The sequence below is a fragment of the Parahaliea aestuarii genome (assembly GCF_008064635.1).
Taxonomy (GTDB): Bacteria; Pseudomonadota; Gammaproteobacteria; order Pseudomonadales; family Halieaceae; genus Parahaliea; species Parahaliea aestuarii.
In genome coordinates this window covers 371549-390147 of record NZ_VRYZ01000006.1, presented here as the reverse complement: position 1 = coordinate 390147, position 18599 = coordinate 371549, and the positions used below count along the sequence as shown (strand labels likewise).

Here is an 18599-nt window from a genome sequence, read left to right as displayed (position 1 = left end):
TTCATGCTGCTTCAGAATCGCCAGTATCTGGCTTTCGGTGAATCGAGACTTTTTCATCTATCGCTCCTTCTGCGATCATTGTAGAAGTCTCTACTCAAAACCTCGATTATTTTTTGGGGGGATTACAGAGTGACCAGGCAACTTTATTGTGTGTGTCAATGGTGAGATTGCCGTCGGGCCGTCCAATTTGATCCGGAATTGGTGTCGATAAACTGACAATCTTCCAAGTGTGGACTTTCTGTTTCGTCTCGGTAATTCTGCACATTAGCCGTACCATTTCTACGATACTGAGTTTGCAGCCTGTAACTGTCATAATTAAAAAATGAACCGTCTTTCGGTTGTCGCCCCATTCATTGTTGCATCGAGAAATATTCATACTAACAGTATGACTATATTATGGAAGATTGATCCATGGCCACTTCCGTGCTCGCACCATTTTACCTGATCATCAAGAGGGTTATAATCGCTACGCGGATGCGTTGCGTAACGCTTGGAGGAGAGCATGACTACTGCCCAGTTTATCCAGGGTAGCGAGCAGGCCAGGATTATTAAGATGATCATGAAGCTTTTCGATCACTGGAAGCTCTCTACTGGTGAGCAATTAAGTTTGCTGGGACTGCCCAAAGAGAATCGTAGAGCGTTAGTTGGGTATAGCAACGGGCAACCCTTGGCGAATGATCGTGACAAGCTGGAGCGTGCAAGGATCTTGCTGGGCATCCACAAATCCTTGCGACTGCTGTTCCCGCACAATAGAAAATTGCTCTACGGCTGGATGACACAGCCAAATGAAGCTTTCAGCGGCGCCACTCCGGTACAACTCATTGATGAGAGTGGCTTAATGGGGCTCTATATGGTGCACACATACCTTGATCGTGTGCGTTGTCGTTAGTGGGCCGAGATGTCATTGTGTATTCGTCATATCCCTGTATTTGTAAGTGATTCAATTTCCTACAGAGTTTCATCTGAACATTATGGCGCTGGTGAATCCTGAATCATTGTTCAAGAAAGTAAATGCATGGCCGCGAAGCTGACGACCATGCATAGTAGCATCAACCTTTACTACGATTCATAGGTAGAAATTGCTTCATCCTTTGAAGAATCTTCGGCAATCTCAATTCCAAACAATGCACCCGTAGAGTAGAGCGCGCACCGGGTGCAGTGTCGCAGGAGATCTATCTTCAATCCATGGCGCCGTATTGAGGTGAGGAGGCTGGTGTTCGCATCTCTCAACTTCAATGTCCTGTGTGTCCGGAGTAGTGCCCTGACGTAATACAGCAACCAGTATGAGAGTGCAGCAAGTCCTGTGTATTCTGGCTCCATGGCTATCCCCCTCCCAGCAAGTGTGGAGGCAGGCGTCGATTGAGCTCCAGTTGAAGCGTCTCGGCGCATGATTTGAAATTTGGTTCAGTTGGCCAGTGATGATCCTGGAGTTCATCTCTCAACCATTGGTAGATTGCCAAGTCGTTGCGCGTCGTGGTTCCGCTACCGATATAAGGCACTATACCCGCCTCATAGGGCTGGATATCGAAGTGTCGGCAAAGTGCAGAGGCCAGTCTACGGAGTCGGTTTAGGCGCCGTCGAGTTTCTGCAGCTTCGATAGCACTTTGCAACAAAGTTGAGGGGGTGCTCGTCTCACTCATTGTTCTGTCTCCTTTTCTGGTGCCGGTGCATCGAGAACATTGGTCAGGAGGGCTTCGAAGGCCGATCCGTCCTTGCGAGTCAGGTCGGGGACATACCGGCTGTACACACGGAACAGCATTTCTGTGGTGGTGTGGCCCATCTGGCGTGCAATCCATTCCGGGTTTTCCCCAGCAGCAAGCCATAGCGTGGCAGCTGTGTGCCGGGTTTGGTAAGGTCGGCGTCGCGCCAGGCCAAGATGGCGTAGGAGTGGATACCACACGCGTTTGGTTACGTTGTTATGGCTGAGTGGCTGGGCATTGTCGGCGCAGAACACAAAGTCCCCTTTCCCCGTGACTTTGTGCTGTGCTTTCAGTGCGTCATAGACCGGCTGAGAAATCTGGACATGACGATTTGACTCTTCGGTTTTAGTCGGGCGTAGCTTTCCCTTGACCCACGTTTCACAGATATGAATTTCGCGGCGTTGGAAGTTGACGTACTTCCATTGCAGCCCATCTATTTCGCCGGTGCGAAGCCCGGTAAAGAAACGTACGGTGTAGTAGGGGCGGAAGTCGGTTCTAACTGCAGCCAAAATGGCCTTTACCTCGGAGAAAGTGAAAGGCTGTACATCGGTTTTAGGAACCTTCAGTGATTTTATTCCCTGGTAAGGTGAGGTGAAGCCAAATCGCTGGGCGGCTTCATTCAGGATCATGCGCAGCGGCGTCATGATGTGGTTTATCCGATCGGCTGAAATAGGTCCCCCTTTCCTGCCCTTGCGTCGCGCCACCTCCGATCGGAAATCGAGGAGGTCATCCTTTGAAATGTTGTTTAGTGCCTTGGCACCGAATGCTGGGATTAGCGATTTGTCCAGGGTGCCGCGCACTGTGATCGCGTGCGTCTCACTCCATTCGACGGCCATTTGCCCGAACCAGGTATTGGCGAAATCCTCGAAGGTTGGCAGACCGCTTTGTACCTGTGAGACACGTTCAAGCTCTTGGGCAAAGCGCTCCACGCGCGGTGAATCCGGGAAGTAAGCCCCGTAGTCAAAGGTACCAAGGGTGATTTCCGCCTCGATGCGTTCCAGGATGATCCTGAGTCGCTTTCGATTGGCGGGGCTGTCCTTGAGTTTCGTGTATTCCTTGCAGCGAACGCCCCGGTAGCGAAAATCGAAGAACAGAGTGCCGTTTGCCAATGAGTTTACTTTTGCCATTTCCGCCTCCCTAGATCACGCCTTTCATGAGATCCAGCGTGGAGCTGGCCCGGGTCATGTCCTGTTCAATCTGTTCCCAGATGTAGAGGATCTTGCGACCGCCAAAGGGACGGATGTAATGAACGCCTTCCAGAAGAACGCTGTCCTTGAGCTGGTTGCGTATGGTGCGGGGCTCGTATTTGATGCGCTCGGAAAGCTCATCGGTGGTGAGGTAGGTATTGCTCATAGTTCACTCCTTTCAGCCTGTATTTGGTGACTGCAAGGTGAACGTATCTCGGGTATGGAAAGGCTGCTGGGCGCAGGGAAACCGCCGTAGACTGGCTGGGGATCGCTTCAGAGTGCGTTGTTCAATCCCACCACATCATTGAAAAATCGAGGCTGCAAGCCTCGATTTTTCCGCGCTCAAAATCGAGATTTTTGAGCTATGAAAAGGTTGGTTGTAACGCTAATTTCTAGGGATGTAGTATGTGAGTCGCAGGCTGGCCTTAAAAATCTGCCCAGTGAATGCACACATGGAGCGCGCATAGCGAAAAGTCAAAATTTTATCGCCCCGAGTTTAGCGGAGTTTCCAGGCCTTGACAGGATGGACTAACGACGAAACTAACGAGATACCCCCCAGAGTTTCGGGAGCGAGCTGTGTGGATGCAGCTGGAGCAGCAGGATTATTACGACGCCCAGTGGGCCGCGATAAATTCAATCACTGTTATAGCCGGCTGCACATAGGAAACGTCGTTCTCTACTTTTAACGATTGGAGGTTCTATTCAGGCACACTTATCAAGCCAGTTGTAGGGGAGTGTATACCTATATATACATCACTCAATCCTTGGATAAGCAGAAGCATGTTTCGGGAAGGTAGGTCGCGAGTCCATGAAATTACATCTTGATGAGAAGGATTTGGAGAGGGTATGGGGTGAGTATGCCATTCACCGATATATGTGACCAATCTGCTTGAAGTCGACCAGATCTGCTCGGCATATTCTTGATGACCTTTGCTGAGCCGGTTGAAGTGATTTCTTGAGCTTTTGTCTGTCGGGAATGGGGTAGTGGCGTCAGTAATCTCAAGATGGACACCCCTATAGCTTCCTAGCAGGATACCTCCAGCCTCTGGTCGATTTCCTGTTTGGGTGTAGGATTTTAGAGTTTCAAATACCCGTGATCTAATCAGAATGTATCCGCCAATTGGGTTTAAGATTACTCGATCCTGCAGCATGGACAATCCAATAGTGGCCTTATGTCAGCGTCTTTAGTTTCACACACTCTCGCGTCGAGGGATATGTGCCTAAAGTGTGGAGACGGTGAACCGTTAACCCAGTCGAGACACTGATTTAGAATGAGGCCAGCGGCAGTGGCAGGCGCTTGTGAGGAGAATGGCATGTAGCCGCCCAGGCCACAGGGACGCGGCCTCCATTCTGGTAAAGTAGCGCCCGCCTTAAAAAGCTTGAAGCGTTCTGAGGTAATACCTTCCGTCGATCTTGTTTTTAGGCATCCGTAGCAAGCTCTATTAGAATTGCATACGTCCAAAAGAGTTCGGGCGGCAAGGCCACCAGCATCAATCCATCCATAAACCACGGGCGTTGGATAGTCGCATCGGTGCATCTGATGGCAAAACGAAGTCGAGAAACTGATGTCTCCCGTTGTGTCGACAATTAGATCAAAATTCTGACTAATAGAGTCTATCTGGTCTGCACTGAGGTTGCACTTGTGACTTTGAATACTGATATCGCCTGCTGATTGATGGGATATATAATGCTCTAGTGCACGCGCTTTATTTTCACCAACATAAGAAATTCCCAGGATATGCCGGCTCAAATTTTCCGTAGTGAGCTGATCAGAGTCGTAGAGCTCTATCCGGCCGCCATTGCTACCAGCACCGGACTGACAGAGAAGACTTGCTGTGTAACCTCCTAGAGTGCCGCAGCCGACAACTACTATTCTCAAGCTAGACAAGCTCTTTTCGGTCGTGCTGTTACGATTACTAATGGTCGAAACTCGTGCGTCGTTTACCGAAAAGCGCAGAAAGCTACTTCCCTTCTCCAGCTTGTCTAAGCGGGAAATCAGCGACGAGATTCTTTTTGCACCGGGAAGTAGCGGCTTCGACTTTCCTCGTTTGCCCGGCTGGGTGGCCTTAAAGCTTCGCCTGATAGCTAATTTGGTCGCGGGGGTAGAATAAGAGACTAGGCCACCAAAGAGCATTTTGTGAAGCTGAAATAGAATGAAGCACGATTCGTTTTTAGCAAGGCACATGTAAAGAGTGTTCAATAATCTATGCCGCGCAGACGCAGCATTATCTTGATCAAGCCATTGATCTAGTTTGGAAATGGAGTCAGGTGGCCACTCCTTCGACGGTATAGAGATGTCATGGGGGAGATCAAAGATAAATCCCGGACCAGTCAATATTGTGGTGTCAGTGCTCATGCGCTTCTTGCGCCAACTCTTTGCAGCGACTGTGCTGTCTGCCAATACAATTTCATCTACTAGTTCGCCATCTAGGTTTGACCTCCGAAAGAGTTCATATATGAAGCAGTCGCCATTGGCTGCCATGAATACTGGGTCACTACAGCCTCGTTGCCAGTACGCTGGAAGTTCTCTACGTAGCTCTGCTTGCAGCGATTCCTCATCTGAGACGAGCTGTTCCAGGAGCGCATCTAGCGCGGTGAGCATTACGAGAACATTGTATCGAGGATTGTAGCGATCAAACTCAACGCCCCTATCGTCGAGATAGCAAAGTGCCTTTTCAAAGAAAATGTGAGGCAGTAAGGTCGGAAGTCCATCCGGTCGATCAACCAACAGTATGAGCGGCTTCTTAACGAAGTAGGGGTCTTCTATGTGGACTCTTATGGCAAAATCTATGTTGGATTTTGTGATGGTGTTTTCATAGATATTGCCTTTGGTGGAAGCACACCGTTTGAATCCGGCTTCAGCGAGAGCATAGTGAATGATCTCAAGTGTTTGGTTTTCGGAACCGCTCAACCTGACCGAAACTCCGTGCCGGAACGCATTGTTTCTATCTCTGGTTTGGGTTGCGGCTCAGCCGGGGTCGATGTGACCACTGCAGCTGTTGCTGAGCTGGCGGAGACCACCCAATCCGCTCGGTGAGGTACCCTGGTGCCCCAGTGTTTAATCATAGTTTCTACTACGCCAAGCCGTGAAGTTCCTGATTCAAGGGAGGTTCGGATGTCTTCGGAAAAAAGGGTCGTTTGGCGAATAATGCTGTTGAACTCTATGTCGTCGAGATCTCGGGGGAAGACGGTCTCTTCGGGCGCTACTGGGTTCTTCACGCCCGCCTCCAATCTTGCAGGCAGTTCGCGCGCAACAGCGAGCAGCGCCTCGCTGTCCGTATAGAACTTAGTTTTGCGATCGTTGAAGGTTTCCCATACGCATATCATGAGAGCAATTGAGCTTGGTCCACCTTTGAACCAGTTAAAGTCTCTCCATGCTTTCAGGTACCGGCATGTCCGCGTAAAAATGCTACCGAAAATTTTCTGTTCCCCTTCAAACCATTCCTGGATACGGATGGGGTCGCTTTCTTTCCAATGCGGTCTTTCACGCAGAGCGAGGTATACTTTCTGCTCACCAAGAAGGGCGCGTAGATTAATATCGCCGTCATCGGTGACAGCCTCACGACTCAGGACTGCACGCCCCATTGCCTTCTGGAGTTCATCAAAACGTTCAATTGGTATGGCGTAGAGGGGCACGTCGAGGTGAGTAACTGCATCTAGCTCCACGCGTACACAGGTGCTCTTTTGGTCGTCAAAGCCCCAGTTTTCTAGTACTGCAAGTTCTTTGAGGGCCGTATCAACAATCTCGAAAAAAACTTGTTTTAAGACAATAGGTTTGTCGCGGAGCGCTTCGATGGGTAGATAGACGCCATCGTCAACATCAATCTGTTGAGGAGGCGTATGGCTGGGCATATTCTGTGTACCGTAGGCGAGGGAACCTTGCGGCCAGAATCTGGGTTCAATGTTGATAAACGCAGTTCTTTCCGCCGCGTTCATCCTGGCCATGTAAGTTTCGTTGGTCTTCGCAGCAGTAAACGCCGTTTTAATCGCATTTCTTACCTTGGTTCTGGCTGCCTTCATTAGGGCTACCCGGTAATCATCGACATCGAGTTTGTTAATCAGTCGATCAGATTCAGACCTGACGTACATTAATTTTGTCACATCATACTTTGGCATCGTCACTGCTCTCCTGATGGTCTTGCGCTATTGGCGCCGTTCTGGACGTGTGCTGGAAAAATTCTTTAACCCGCTCGTCGTTTACTCGTGTTCCTGCTTCGCTGCTCGCGTGCGCGAGGAGTATCTCAGTCGCAGCAGCTGAGCCGTTATCAAGCGAGAGGAGGTGAGCCTGCTCTTTGGTCGCTTCGCTATCGATAATTTCTAACCTGCCTTGCAGGAGCATTCTCGCCATGTCGGAGTAGAGCTTTTCACCTGCGGACATAGCGAGGGCAATGATGTCTTGGCCCATGCCCCACCCGCGGTAGCCCAGGTCATTGGACTTATTGTGGTCAATGGCAAGGCCCTGCCCCATATTTCCAATACTAAGTCCTGATAATCGCTCCAGTGGTACTTCGAGAGCACGATAAGCTTCAATTACTCCCATCAAGATAGGATTGTTCGCTACAAGGCCTCCATCTACGTAGCGGGCGTTATCGATCTCATGTAGTGGGAAGTATGTGGGCGCGGCGCTGGTGGCTAATGCGACATCTACCAGAGTGTGTTGGGCATCTTGATAGAACATGGTGTTATGCGGAGTCTTAAACGCACGGACTCGACCAACTGAATAGTTGATCGACGGCACTAGCACGCAATTTTTAAGATCTCCAATTCTGCGATCTTCAAATATTTCTAGGAGAACAGCCTTGAGGGGGGCGGGGGAAAACTTTGCCGTAAGCGCCTGCTTTACTGTTGCAAACCTCCCGGGAGGTGGAAAAATTGTTGGCAAGTTGTCCTGAAAGGATTGACGGATAATTTTTGCAGGTATGTCAGCAGCCAACCCTAGGGCAAGAATGCCGCCGATAGATGTCCCGCAGACCATATCAAAGTGTTTAGATATAGATGTATTGAAGCGAAGTTCCAGCTCTTCTAGAACGCGAGCTGTATATAGCCCCCGGGCTCCCCCACCGCTGAGCGAAAGAATCTGGAATTTCTCAGCCAAGCTCACACCCCCGGTCTCTTATCGGACTTACTTCGGAAGATGGGGGCGTGCACATGCTATTTCAAGGGAACAAAGACAATTATAGTCAATTGAGAGACGATGAATCCCCGTTCAGTTTGTAGAGCCGCGTAATTGGGCAGAGCTTGCCATGGACCAAATATAGCTAAAGGTCAAAGTTTCAAAAGGCGATTTTGGGGAATTTTAATTATGGTCCAGTTTTGGTCCAAATATGGTCCAACTGGGATTTATGTTAGTGGGTGCTTACTGGGAAGGCGCTGTAGAAATGGCCCGCCCGAGAGGATTCGAACCTCTGACCTTTGCCTCCGGAGGGCAACGCTCTATCCAGCTGAGCTACGGGCGGTCTGGTTTGCCCCAGTGGCTGGGGCGGAAGGACGCGAATCATACCGAACCGCGCCCACTGAGTCTATCACTGCTCCGCTTCAGCCAATATCCACACAGATCTTGCCAAAGTGCTGCTGGCTCTCCTGGTGGCGGAAGGCTTCGGCCAGGTCCTCCAGCGGGTAGTGGCTGTCGATCACGGGTTTGAGGCCGTTGGTCTCCACCGCGCGGATCATGGCTTCCTGGTGTTGCTGGCTGCCCACGGTGATGCCGTGGATACGGGCGTTTTTCTGGAACAGCTCGGCGGTGGGCACTTCGCCGCTGATGCCGGTGAGTACGCCGATCATGCTGATACAGCCGTCGAAGGCGACGGCGCGCACGCTCTGGCCCACGGTGCCGGAGCCGCCCACTTCCACGACCAGGTCGGCGCCGTGGCCGCCGGTGAGTTCCAGTACCTTGTTGCCCCACTTCGGGGTGCTTTTGTAGTTGATCAGGGCCTCGGCGCCAAGAGCCTCGAGGCGGGCGAGTTTGTCGTCGGAGGAGGAGGTGGCGATCACCCGGCAACCAATCATCCGCGCCAGCTGCAGGGCGAAAATGGAGACGCCGCCGCTGCCCTGCACCAGTACCCAGTCACCGGGTTTGAGGTGGGTTTCCTCCATCACCGCGCGCCAGGCGGTGAGGCCGGCGCAGCCCAGGGTGGCGGCCTCGGCAAAGTCCAGGTTGGCGGGCATGCGGCTGAAGGCGCCGGCGGGCTTGGTCACGGTCTGGCTGGCAAAGCCGTCCACGTTGTCGCCGGGCACGCCGCCCAGCCGGGCCCTGGTGGGGCCGCCGTCCAGCCAGTGGGGGAAGAAGTAGCTCAGTACCCGGTCGCCCACGGCGAAGTCACTCACGCCCTCGCCCACGGCGGCAACTATACCGGCGCCGTCCGACAGGGGAATGCGGCCATCTTCACTGGGGATCATGCCGGTGACCACGGCGTAGTCGTGGAAGTTGAGGGAGCTGGCCTTCACTTCTACTTTTATCTCGCCGGGGCCGGGCTCGCGGGGGGTGATGTCGCCGGGAATAAGTTGGTCCAGGCCGCCGGGGGCCTTGAGTCGTACTGCGCGCATGCTGCTTCCTTATAGTCTTGTGCCGTCTGGGAAGCAGCAGTTCTACCAGTTGCGCCGCGCTGTGGCCAGTGCGGGCTTTACCACATGAGGTCGTCGGGGATCTCGTAGTCCTTGTACCACTCCTCCTCTTCCTGGGTCAGCTTGGCGGCGTCGGATTCCTCGCAGCGGATGATGCGGCTGGCATCGCGCTCGGCGATCTTGTCCGCCACCACGGCGGGGATCAGCAGGTACTGGTCGCCCTGTTTGGCGATGCACAGGCGGCCGGCGGAGAGCTGCTTCTGCTGGATGGCCGTCACGTACAGTTTCTTCACCTGCTTGCCGTCGGTGAAGTGGAAATTGATCTCGCCGCCGCTGCGATCCACCACATTGTTGTCGATCAGCTGGCGAATCTGCGCGTTGATGGCCTTGCGCTGGGCCTTTTCGTTCAGCTGCTGGTTGAGCTCGCGGTCGCGCTGGACTTTTTCTGCCTGGGCGCGACGGGCCGCGGCCTTGATCTCGTCCTCTTCTGCATCGCCGCTGCGCCGGGCTACCCGGGCGGCCTTGCGCTTTTCCTTGTCGAACTGCTTGGCGCGCTTGGCATCCGCCAGGCCCGCCTGCAGGAGCTGGTCTTTGAGTGATCCGGACATAGTGCGGTCTGTTGCTGAACTGGGCCGACGATTGTAGCGCCGCTACCGCGCCAGGCCCAGCGGGAGGCCCGATAGCGCGTTAAGTTATAAGCAAAGATTGTAAAGATAGGTAAATGGTATTTGTTTGGGGAATATCATGCCCGGTTCAGGCGTCAAAGAGTTAACAGAGCCGCAAGGCCTCTGCTGAAAAGCTGCACAGTAGCTAATGCCAGTGTGCAGCTTGGTGCAATGGACGATGGAGGTATACAGAATGAATAAGTCATTGTTAACCGGTGCAGTATTGGGTGTAACCGTAGCCACCGCGGGTGGTGTGCTGGCCAGTTTTGGCCTGCTTCCGGGGGGCGGGGGTGCCAACGAGGCAGAAGTGCTGGAAGTCACCGAGGTGCGCGAAACCGTGGATAACCCTCGCGAGGTGTGCAAAGACGTGGCGGTTACCCGCCAGCGTCCGGTAAAGGATCAGCACCAGGTGCTGGGTACAGTGGCCGGTGCGGTAATCGGCGGTGTGCTGGGTAACCAGGTCGGCGGTGGCAGTGGCAAGAAAATAGCCACGGCAGCCGGTGCCGCGGCCGGTGGTTACGCGGGTAACAAGACCCAGGAGCAGATGCAGGCTGGCGATACCTATACAGCCACCGAGACTCGCTGCGAAACGGTGGTGGACTCCCGCGAGGTGATCAGTGGTTACGACGTCACCTATGAGCTGGACGGCGAAACCGAGACGATCCGCATGGCCTACCACCCGGGGGACAGCATCCCGGTGGAAGACGGCAAACTGGTTATCGACAAGCGGGAAGGGTAATAGTCTGGCCGCTCCGTGTGTGGAGCGGTGGTGAACGAGCAAGGTCTGTAGTTTGGGGGCCATCTTCCCCGGCCCCCGCCCTGTCCCGCGGCGAGTCTCTCACCGCGGGTTTTTTATGTACAGGATGTACGGTACGTCCCGGGAGGCATGGAAGCCGGCAGGGACGTGGTCAAATTCACTGCCGCACCCGGCACTAATTTGTTATTGGACGTCACCACTTATCCCGGGCGGGAACCCGCCGAGAATATTTACCGCCGCAGCATTCACCACGTCCTGGTCGCGCAGGTGCTCTGTATCCTTGATACGGGACTGGATGGTGCTGCGCCATACGGACTTCTTCAGCTGCGGGTCGATCATGTCGAGGATGAAGGTGCCGTCGGTGTAGTTGCGGGTGACCACCTCGGTGCCGCCGCCCATGCAGGACCAGCAGTTGTACATCGCGTAGCGGTTGTAGCCGTAGTAGGGGCCGTACATGCCGGGGCTGTTGTAGGTCTGTACATCGGTCTTGAACTGGGTCACCAGGTGCCAGCTGACCAGCATGTCCGCCTGGCTGGCGTCTTCAATAACGTTGAAGCCTTTCTGCTTGAGGGCGTAGGTGAGGGCGTCGTCGACGCGGTCGATCTGGATGTCGCTGAGCTGCATGCTGTTGTCACCGCTGACCTGGCCAGAGCCTGCGTAGAAGGCAATGGTTTTGACCGCCCCGAAGTTGTAGTCACTTTTGTAGTCGACATCGGGTTTGGGCGGGCTGCTGGCGCAGGCGGCCATCAGCAGGGCGGCGGCCGCGACAACCAGCGCGCGGCTGGCTCGATTGACGGTGTTCAACATCGTGTTTCTCCTGGAGTGTGACGGTAAGTCGGCCGCGAGCGGCCGCAACGGCAAACCGGCTCTGGCAGGCAGTTGCGCACAAGAGTATAGCCGCTTTGCAGGCCCACTGTATTGCCGTGGGCATCACCATTAGTGCTGGCAGGGCGCCAGTAGTTCCTGCACTGCCTGGACATGCCGGCGCGGCGCGGTATGCCATCGCTCCAGGCGGTTTTCCCTGTCCACTCGCCACTCCCGGTAGGCCGGGGGCAGGGTGTTGTCCAGTTGTGTCTCCAGTGCCCGCAGCGGCGCCAGTAGTTCGTACTGGCGTTGATTCACCGCTGCAGACCAGCGCTGGATATCGCCTGCGAAGTAGGTGGCCACCACGTTGGGCAGGATGTCGGCGGCGGCCGGCCGTATCGGGCCGCGGCACAGCGGCCCCTGCGCAGCTTTGCTGGCGAGCATGGCGTCGGCCCCCGCAAGCCAGTTGGACTGCATAGCCAGGGCCGCCAGCAGGGCGCCGCCGTCACCTTTGTTCACTTCGCTCAGCAGCAGTTCAAAGCCCCGGTTGTCGGCGCGGTAGTCGCCGTTGAGCCAGCGTTCGCTCAGCGCATTGATCGCTTCCAGTGCAGTGATGACGGCGCTGGAGGTGTTGCGTGGATACTCGGCAAGCCCGCCGGGGCGACGCCAGAAGTTGCGGTACTCGGGGCCACCGAGGGTGGCGAGGAAAATACGCCCGGGCAGTTGTTCCCGCTTCTGCGCGTGGGCCTGGCGCAGGATGCCGGCCAGTTCCGCATCCCCTTTGCGCAATTGCGCCGCGATGCAGTCCGGTGCCAGGCGCAGGTATTCCAGGTCGAGCAGCAGGCGCTGGGAGGCGCTGGCCATGCGCCCCAGGCTGCTGTTGCGCTTGCCGATGGTGATCTGCACTTCGCAACCTGACAGGGCGAGGAAGTCCAGGGCATCGAGGTTGCTGGTGGCGAATTCAAAGCGCAGGTCGGCGCGGTCGGGCTGCCGGGGTGGAGCGGAGAGCTGCACCGGCGGGTGAGGGACGTCGAGGGTGCGCGACAGCCGGGTGAGGTAATCGTCGAACAGCCCCTCCGGCCCGGGACGGGCACAGGCACCCAGCAGCGCGAGTGCGGTGAAGGCGAGGACTGCGATAGCGGTGCGGGGAGCGCTCATCCCTAATGTATAGCGCAGGAAGCTGGCACAGGGGACAGCGAAACTGCGCAGCCCCCGCCGGTGATGCAGTGCCGGACTACTGCCCCAGGGCGTCTTTCACGCGCGGCAGCCAGGCGTGGATGTTGGCGCAGTCCTCGGGCACGCTCTCCTTCACCCAGCCGCAGAACTCGGTGGCCACCAGCAGGTCGATGTCCGCCAGGGTCACGCTGTCGCCCACCAGGAAGGATTTGCCTTCCAGGGCGGCGTTGATCGCCCGGAACGACGGCGCCAGGCGCAGGCGGCCGCGCTCCGCCAGCTCGGGAATCTGCGGTATTTCCAGCGGGCCGGGCAGGGCGCGGCCGGCAAAATTGGGGTTGGCGTTGCGCAGGATTTCCGCCACCGCGGTCAGGCAGGTGTTGAAGATACGGTGATCCCAGCTGATGACCTCGGCGCGCTCGATGGCGGTGCGACCCAGGAGCGGCTTCTGCGGGTACAGTTCCTCCAGGTAGACGCAGGCGCCGATGACCTCGGTCAGCAGGTGGCCGTCGTCGGTCACCAGCGCCGGTACGGTGCGCGCGGGGTTGACCGCACCGAAGGCGTCGCTCATTTGCTCCAGCTTCATCAGGTTGACCTGTTCGGTGTCCACCTCGATGCCCTTGTAGTCGATAAACAGCTGCAGGCGCTTGGGGTTGGGGGCGGGGTCGTAGGTGTAGAGCTTCATGGCGGCCTCTTGTTTGCGGTGGTGGGTGTCGGGCACTTATCCTAGGTGCAATTGCAGGCACTGGCCAGAGGCGAGTTTTCCCCTGTCCCATATCTGGCTATAATGCGCGCCACTCAGAATAAAGGATCGCTAGAATGCTCCGCACTCTTACAATTATCGCGGCACTGTTTGCTGTAGCCGCTGCTGCCTCCGCGGTCGAACTCACTGAGAGTCAGCGCACCGCCATTGAAGAACGCATTGCCCCAATGGGCGAGGTCTGCCTGCAGGGCGACAGCAGCTGCGGTGGGCCAGCGGTCGCCGCCAGCAGCGGCCCCCGCTCCGGCAAGGAGGTGTTCGATGCCGCCTGTATGGCCTGCCACTCCACCGGCGCCGGCGGCGCACCGATACTGGGCGACGTGGATGCCTGGGCACCGCGCATCGCCAAGGGCATGGACACCCTGCACAAACACGGCCTGGAGGGCATCCCCGGCACCGGCATGATGGCCAAGGGCGGCTGTGTGAACTGCTCCGACGAGGAAGTCATCGCCGCCGTGGACTACATGGTGGAAGGCAGCCAGTAAGCCAGTGCAAAGCCGGTCAAGGGCCGCGGCTGCTGCATAGCGCCGCGGCCTTTCTGTTTCCGGCGGCGGCAAAGTTTGTAAATTCCGCTATTTTCAAGGTTGCTCACAGCCGGCGCCGCAGGGCAAGTGTCAAATTTGTAACGCAACTCCTGTGATGGGTCGGGGTCTAGGACTAGACTGAAATTTTGAACCCTGCCCGGGAGCCTGTTTTGAACCGTCGAATATTACTGGTGCCCGCGCTTCTGCTCGGGCTTGCCGCCTGTACCGAAGAAAGCGCACCGCCCCCCACCATTGAAGTGGTGGTCGACACGGTGGTGTCCGAACCCTTCCAGCCCCGGTCCGCCTATGTCGGCCGCCTGCAGGCCCGCGAGGACGTGACCATCCAGGCCAAGGTCACAGGCTATCTGGTGAGCCGCGACTTCCGCGAGGGCGAGCTGGTGGAGGCCGGGGACGTGCTGTTCACCATTGACGATTCCGAGTACCGGGCCGCCCTGGCCCGTGCCACGGCCGACCTGGCTTCAGCGAAGGCCGCCCAGGCCAATGCCGAGCGCAACTTCAATCGCGGCAGGGAGCTGCTGCCCAAGGGCGCCATTTCGCAGGCGGAGATGGACGACCTCATCGCCAAGAAACTCGACGCCGAAGCGCGCATCGAGTCCGCCCGGGCCCAGGTCACCAGCGCCGAGGTGGATCTGGGCTTTACGGTGATCAAGGCGCCCATCACCGGCCGCATCGGCCGTAGCCGGGTGAGCCCGGGGGATCTGGTCGGCCCCACCAGCGGCGATCTCACTACCCTGGTCAGTATCGACCCCATCGAGGCCCTGTTCCAGGTGAGCGAGGCGACCTATGTATCCACGGTTTCCGAGCACATCGGGGGGGAGCTGGACCCCTCTGCCCTGCAAAGCATCGAGGTGACGCTGGAGCTGACCAATGGCGTTTCCTATCCCGAGGTCGGCCGCATCGATTACTTCGCCAACCGCATCGATGCCGCCACCGGCACCATGGAGGCCAGGGCCAGCATACCCAACCCCCATTCCATCCTGGTACCGGGGCAGTACGTGCGGGTGATCCTGCAGGACACCAACCTGATGCAGGGCCTGTTCATGCCCCAGGCGGCGGTGCAGGCCGACCAGCAGGGCAGCTTTGTGCTGGTGGTGAACGAGAGCGGTGTAGTGGAGCGGCGCAATGTGGAGCTGGGCGACCGCCTCGACCAGTCGGTGCTGGTGCGCGAGGGCGTGGAGGCCGGCGAGCAGGTCATCGTGCGAGGGCTGCAGCAGGTGCGCGCCGGCATGGCGGTGAATGTCAAAGCCCTGCCGGGCAGCGACAGCCCCGCGGCGGGCGGGCGCTGACTTATGTTTAGCGCGTTTTTTATCCGCCGGCCCAAGTTTGCGCTGGTCATCGCGATTGTCATGACACTGATCGGCGGCATCGCCATCTTTGCCCTGCCGGTCAATGAATATCCCGCCATTTCGCCGCCCAACATCGTGGTCAGCGCCAATTACGCCGGCGCCTCCGCCGAGGTGGTGGAAGCCACGGTGGGAACGCCCATCGAGAATGCGGTGAACGGCGTGGAGGACATGATCTACATGTCCTCCAAGAGCTCCAATGACGGCAGCTACAGCCTCACGGTGACCTTCAAGGTGGGCACCGACGCGGATATGGCACTGGTGCGGGTGCAGAACCGGGTCAAGCTGGCGGAGCCCGCGCTGCCCGCGGAAGTGACCGCCAGCGGCCTCAATGTGGACGAGCGCTCGCCGGACATCCTGAAGATTGTCAGCTTCAGCTCCCCCGACGACTCGCTGGATTACAAATTCATCTCCAACTACGTGAAGATCAACGTGCAGCCGGCGCTGGCGCGGCTGGACGGTATCTCCAACGCTAATATTCTGGGCGAAGCGGATTATTCCATGCGCCTGTGGCTGGACCCGGACAAAATGGCCGCCCTGGACCTGTCGGTGAGCGACATCGCCGCGGCCCTGCGCGAACAGAACGTGCAGGTGGCGGCGGGCAAGATCGGCGCGCCGCCCTTCGACGGCCCCCTGCAAACCGAGTACACCCTGCAGACCAAGGGTCGCCTGCAGGAAGTGGAGGAGTTCGAGAGCGTCGTGTTGCGGGCGCTGGAAGACGGCTCCGCCATTTACCTGCGCGATGTGGCGCGGGTGGAGCTGGGCCAGGCCGGCTACAACTTCTTCGGCGAGACCGACGGCCACCCGGCGGTGAACGTGGCGGTGTACCAGATGGCCGACGCCAACGCCCTGGCGGCCGGCGAGGCGGTGGACCAGCTGGTCGCCGGGCTGGCGCGGGAGTTCCCCGACGGCCTCAGCTACCAGATTGGCTACGACCCGACGCGCTACGTGTCCCAGGCAGTGTCCCAGGTGGTGGAATCCCTGTTCGCGGCGGTGCTGCTGGTGGTGGCGGTCACCTACCTCTTCCTCGGCAGCTGGCGCACGACCCTGATACCGACGGTGGCCATTCCGGTATCCCTGGTGGCGACGTTCGCAGTGTTGCTGGCCATGGGCATGTCCATCAATACGGTGACCCTGTTCGGCCTGATCCTGGCCATCGGCATCGTCGTGGACGATGCCATCCTGGTGATCGAGAACTGCGACCGCCACCTGCGCGAAGACCCTAGCCTGTCACCGGTGGATGCGGCGCTCATCACCATGAAGGAGGTGGGCGGAGCGGTGATCGCCACCACCCTGGTGCTGCTGGCGGTGTTTGTGCCGGTGGCCCTGTTACCGGGCATTACCGGTGTCATGTATCGCCAGTTCGCGGTCACCATCTGCGTGGCGGTGGTGTTCTCTTCGATCAACGCCCTGACCCTGAGTCCGGCCCTGTGCGGTCTGCTGCTCAAGCCCGGCACGCCGAAAGAGGCGCGCTGGTACCAGGGTTTCCTGCGCGGCTTCGAGCGCGTCACCGGTGTCTACGACCGGGGCGTGCAATGGATTCTGCGCCGCCTGCTGGTGGTAGGCGCGGTGTTCGCCCTGTGGATGGGCGGCCTGGCACTGGGGGTCATCAATACACCTACCGGCTTTGTGCCCGATGAAGACAAGGGCGCCATGCTGGTCAACGTGATGTTGCCGGACGCTTCCTCCCTCAATCGCACCCGCGACGTGATGGACAAGGTCACCGCCCTGCTGAGAGAGGACCCGGCGGTGGAAAGCGTAACCGCCATTACCGGCTTTTCCGTCCTCACCGGTGCCCTGGCCAGCAACGGGGGGACACTGTTTGTGGTGCTCAAGCCCTGGGATGAGCGCCCGGAGCCCGAAAACAGCGTGTTTGGCCTGGCCCAGCGGGTCAATGCCCGCGCCTTCTCGCAGATACCGGAGGCCCAGATCATCGCCATCGCCCCGCCGGCGGTATCGGGGATGGGCGCCGTGGGCGGCCTGGAACTGATGCTGCAGGACACCCTGTCGCGCTCACCGGCGGCGCTGGCCGGGGTGCTGAACAACCTGATTGTGGACGGCAACCAGGACCCGGCCCTGCAGGCGGTGTTCAGTACCTACCGCGCCAACGTGCCGCAGTACTTCATCGACATCGACCGGGTGAAGGCGAAGAACCTGGGGGTGCCCCTGAGCGAGATTTTCACCACCCTGCAGGCGCAGATGGGATCGCTGTACGTCAACGACTTCAACAAATTCGGCCAGACCTACCGGGTGATCATGCAGGCGGAGTCCAGCTATCGCTCGGACCTCACTGATCTGGATCACTTCTATGTGAAGTCCGGCGGCGGCCAGATGGTGCCGCTGTCGACACTGGTGACCACCCGGCCCATCCTCGGCCCGGATGTGGCGCCGCGCCACAACATGTTCCGCGCCGCGTCCGTTCGCGCAGCAGCGGCGCCGGGGGTGAGCAGCGGCGCCGCGATGGATGCTTTCGAGGATCTGGCGGAGCGGCTGCCGGCGGGGTATCGCATCGAGTGGACAGGGCTGGCCTACCAGGAGCGGGAGGCGGGACAGACCGGCACCATCGCCTTCGCCATGGCGCTGATCTTTGTCTATCTCTTCCTGGTGGCCCAGTACGAGAGCTGGTCGATTCCGGCGGCGATCATCCTGGTGGTGCCGATGGCTATCGGCGGCGCCATTCTGGCGCTGCTATTGACCGGACATGCGCTCAACCTCTACGCCCAGGTCGGCCTGGTGCTGCTGATTGGGATGGCGGCGAAGAATGCGATCCTGATTGTCGAATTTGCCCGTCACCGGCGCGAGGCCGAGGGGGAGGGCATCAGGGAAGCGGCGCGGGAGGCGGGCCGGCTGCGCTTCCGCGCGGTGTGTATGACGGCCATCTCCTTCATCCTCGGCATCCTGCCGCTGGTGTTTGCATCCGGGGCGGGTTCCGCCGGGCAGCAGTCACTGGGTATTACCATCCTCGGCGGCATGCTGGCGGCCCTGCTGGTGGGGACGTTTTTCATCCCCGGTTTCTACGCCATTGTGCAGGGAGCGCGGGAGCGGGTGAAAGCGCGGCTGGGAATTGCGAAACCGGCGAAACCGTGAAACCGGGGTCAGAGCCC

General features: G+C 58.0%; 16 protein-coding genes and 1 tRNA gene. 5 read left to right on the top strand and 12 right to left on the bottom strand.

Going from position 1 to position 18599, the window contains the following annotated elements; translation table 11 throughout:
• Window positions 1–502: 502 nt before the first annotated feature.
• A complete protein-coding gene (locus FVW59_RS15005) occupies window positions 503–889 on the top strand; it encodes an MbcA/ParS/Xre antitoxin family protein (RefSeq protein WP_148065164.1) in 387 nt (128 codons plus the stop codon).
• Window positions 890–1636: 747 nt separating this feature from the next.
• Here FVW59_RS15005 and FVW59_RS15000 read toward each other — a convergent pair.
• From FVW59_RS15000 to FVW59_RS14960, 9 genes are all read right to left on the bottom strand, one after another.
• On the bottom strand, window positions 1637–2827 hold the full coding sequence (locus FVW59_RS15000; RefSeq protein WP_148065163.1) for an Arm DNA-binding domain-containing protein: 1191 nt from the start codon (window positions 2825–2827) through the stop codon (window positions 1637–1639).
• Window positions 2828–2837: 10 nt separating this feature from the next.
• Entirely contained in the window at window positions 2838–3053 is a 216-nt protein-coding gene (locus FVW59_RS14995; RefSeq protein WP_148065162.1) for a hypothetical protein, read from the bottom strand.
• Between the two features lie 532 nt (window positions 3054–3585).
• Entirely contained in the window at window positions 3586–4038 is a 453-nt protein-coding gene (locus tag FVW59_RS19840; protein WP_148065161.1) for a Mov34/MPN/PAD-1 family protein, read from the bottom strand.
• The gene (locus FVW59_RS14985) at window positions 4020–5798 is read right to left on the bottom strand and encodes a ThiF family adenylyltransferase (protein WP_148065160.1); all 1779 of its coding nucleotides are present in this window, start codon (window positions 5796–5798) and stop codon (window positions 4020–4022) included. Before FVW59_RS14985 ends, FVW59_RS19840 begins: the two co-directional genes overlap by 19 nt.
• Complete coding sequence (locus FVW59_RS14980; RefSeq protein WP_148065159.1) at window positions 5795–7003, bottom strand: CBASS cGAMP synthase; 1209 nt, start codon at window positions 7001–7003, stop codon at window positions 5795–5797. The genes FVW59_RS14985 and FVW59_RS14980 overlap by 4 nt, the downstream gene beginning before the upstream one ends.
• On the bottom strand, window positions 6990–7982 hold the full coding sequence (locus tag FVW59_RS14975; RefSeq protein ID WP_187275918.1) for a CBASS cGAMP-activated phospholipase: 993 nt from the start codon (window positions 7980–7982) through the stop codon (window positions 6990–6992). The genes FVW59_RS14980 and FVW59_RS14975 overlap by 14 nt, the downstream gene beginning before the upstream one ends.
• A 284-nt stretch (window positions 7983–8266) precedes the next feature.
• A tRNA-Arg gene (locus tag FVW59_RS14970) sits at window positions 8267–8343 on the bottom strand.
• A gap of 79 nt (window positions 8344–8422) precedes the next feature.
• Window positions 8423–9430 carry a zinc-dependent alcohol dehydrogenase family protein gene (locus tag FVW59_RS14965; protein WP_148065157.1) on the bottom strand — a complete coding sequence of 336 codons (1008 nt, stop codon included), beginning with the start codon at window positions 9428–9430 and terminating at the stop codon, window positions 8423–8425.
• A gap of 77 nt (window positions 9431–9507) precedes the next feature.
• Window positions 9508–10056, bottom strand: coding sequence for a DUF2058 domain-containing protein (locus tag FVW59_RS14960; RefSeq protein ID WP_148065156.1), 549 nt, complete (start codon window positions 10054–10056; stop codon window positions 9508–9510).
• Window positions 10057–10306: 250 nt separating this feature from the next.
• Here FVW59_RS14960 and FVW59_RS14955 point away from each other — a divergent pair, with 250 nt between their 5' ends.
• Window positions 10307–10852, top strand: a complete 546-nt coding sequence (locus tag FVW59_RS14955; RefSeq protein WP_148065155.1) for a glycine zipper 2TM domain-containing protein — start codon at window positions 10307–10309, stop codon at window positions 10850–10852.
• A 201-nt stretch (window positions 10853–11053) separates the two neighbouring features.
• Here FVW59_RS14955 and FVW59_RS14950 read toward each other — a convergent pair whose 3' ends face one another.
• The 3 genes from FVW59_RS14950 to FVW59_RS14940 all read right to left on the bottom strand — a co-directional run bounded on the left by FVW59_RS14950 (window position 11054) and on the right by FVW59_RS14940 (window position 13532).
• Complete coding sequence (locus tag FVW59_RS14950; protein WP_148065154.1) at window positions 11054–11677, bottom strand: DUF4136 domain-containing protein; 624 nt, start codon at window positions 11675–11677, stop codon at window positions 11054–11056.
• A 129-nt stretch (window positions 11678–11806) separates the two neighbouring features.
• Complete coding sequence (locus tag FVW59_RS14945; protein WP_148065153.1) at window positions 11807–12832, bottom strand: DUF3080 family protein; 1026 nt, start codon at window positions 12830–12832, stop codon at window positions 11807–11809.
• Window positions 12833–12908: 76 nt separating this feature from the next.
• Window positions 12909–13532: a glutathione S-transferase family protein gene (locus FVW59_RS14940; protein ID WP_148065152.1), complete on the bottom strand. Its 624-nt coding sequence runs from the start codon at window positions 13530–13532 to the stop codon at window positions 12909–12911.
• A gap of 134 nt (window positions 13533–13666) precedes the next feature.
• Here FVW59_RS14940 and FVW59_RS14935 point away from each other — a divergent pair, with 134 nt between their 5' ends.
• From FVW59_RS14935 to FVW59_RS14925, 3 genes are all read left to right on the top strand, one after another.
• Window positions 13667–14092 (top strand): c-type cytochrome, encoded by a 426-nt coding sequence (locus tag FVW59_RS14935; protein WP_148065151.1) that lies wholly within the window; start codon window positions 13667–13669, stop codon window positions 14090–14092.
• 209 nt (window positions 14093–14301) lie between these two features.
• The gene (locus FVW59_RS14930; protein WP_187275917.1) at window positions 14302–15438 is read left to right on the top strand and encodes an efflux RND transporter periplasmic adaptor subunit; all 1137 of its coding nucleotides are present in this window, start codon (window positions 14302–14304) and stop codon (window positions 15436–15438) included.
• Between the two features lie 3 nt (window positions 15439–15441).
• Window positions 15442–18582: an efflux RND transporter permease subunit gene (locus tag FVW59_RS14925; protein WP_148065149.1), complete on the top strand. Its 3141-nt coding sequence runs from the start codon at window positions 15442–15444 to the stop codon at window positions 18580–18582.
• Window positions 18583–18599: the final 17 nt, after the last annotated feature.

What these genes read in the sequence shown, in the direction of transcription:
- FVW59_RS14980 (WP_148065159.1), bottom strand. Translation starts at nt 7,003, where the DNA reads ATGCCAAAGTATGATGTGACAAAATTAATGTACGTCAGGTCTGAATCT.
- FVW59_RS19840 (WP_148065161.1), bottom strand. Translation starts at nt 4,038, where the DNA reads ATGCTGCAGGATCGAGTAATCTTAAACCCAATTGGCGGATACATTCTG.
- FVW59_RS14925 (WP_148065149.1), top strand. Translation starts at nt 15,442, where the DNA reads ATGTTTAGCGCGTTTTTTATCCGCCGGCCCAAGTTTGCGCTGGTCATC.
- FVW59_RS14950 (WP_148065154.1), bottom strand. Translation starts at nt 11,677, where the DNA reads ATGTTGAACACCGTCAATCGAGCCAGCCGCGCGCTGGTTGTCGCGGCC.
- FVW59_RS14955 (WP_148065155.1), top strand. Translation starts at nt 10,307, where the DNA reads ATGAATAAGTCATTGTTAACCGGTGCAGTATTGGGTGTAACCGTAGCC.
- FVW59_RS15000 (WP_148065163.1), bottom strand. Translation starts at nt 2,827, where the DNA reads ATGGCAAAAGTAAACTCATTGGCAAACGGCACTCTGTTCTTCGATTTT.
- FVW59_RS14960 (WP_148065156.1), bottom strand. Translation starts at nt 10,056, where the DNA reads ATGTCCGGATCACTCAAAGACCAGCTCCTGCAGGCGGGCCTGGCGGAT.
- FVW59_RS14995 (WP_148065162.1), bottom strand. Translation starts at nt 3,053, where the DNA reads ATGAGCAATACCTACCTCACCACCGATGAGCTTTCCGAGCGCATCAAA.
- FVW59_RS14945 (WP_148065153.1), bottom strand. Translation starts at nt 12,832, where the DNA reads ATGAGCGCTCCCCGCACCGCTATCGCAGTCCTCGCCTTCACCGCACTC.
- FVW59_RS15005 (WP_148065164.1), top strand. Translation starts at nt 503, where the DNA reads ATGACTACTGCCCAGTTTATCCAGGGTAGCGAGCAGGCCAGGATTATT.
- FVW59_RS14940 (WP_148065152.1), bottom strand. Translation starts at nt 13,532, where the DNA reads ATGAAGCTCTACACCTACGACCCCGCCCCCAACCCCAAGCGCCTGCAG.
- FVW59_RS14965 (WP_148065157.1), bottom strand. Translation starts at nt 9,430, where the DNA reads ATGCGCGCAGTACGACTCAAGGCCCCCGGCGGCCTGGACCAACTTATT.
- FVW59_RS14935 (WP_148065151.1), top strand. Translation starts at nt 13,667, where the DNA reads ATGCTCCGCACTCTTACAATTATCGCGGCACTGTTTGCTGTAGCCGCT.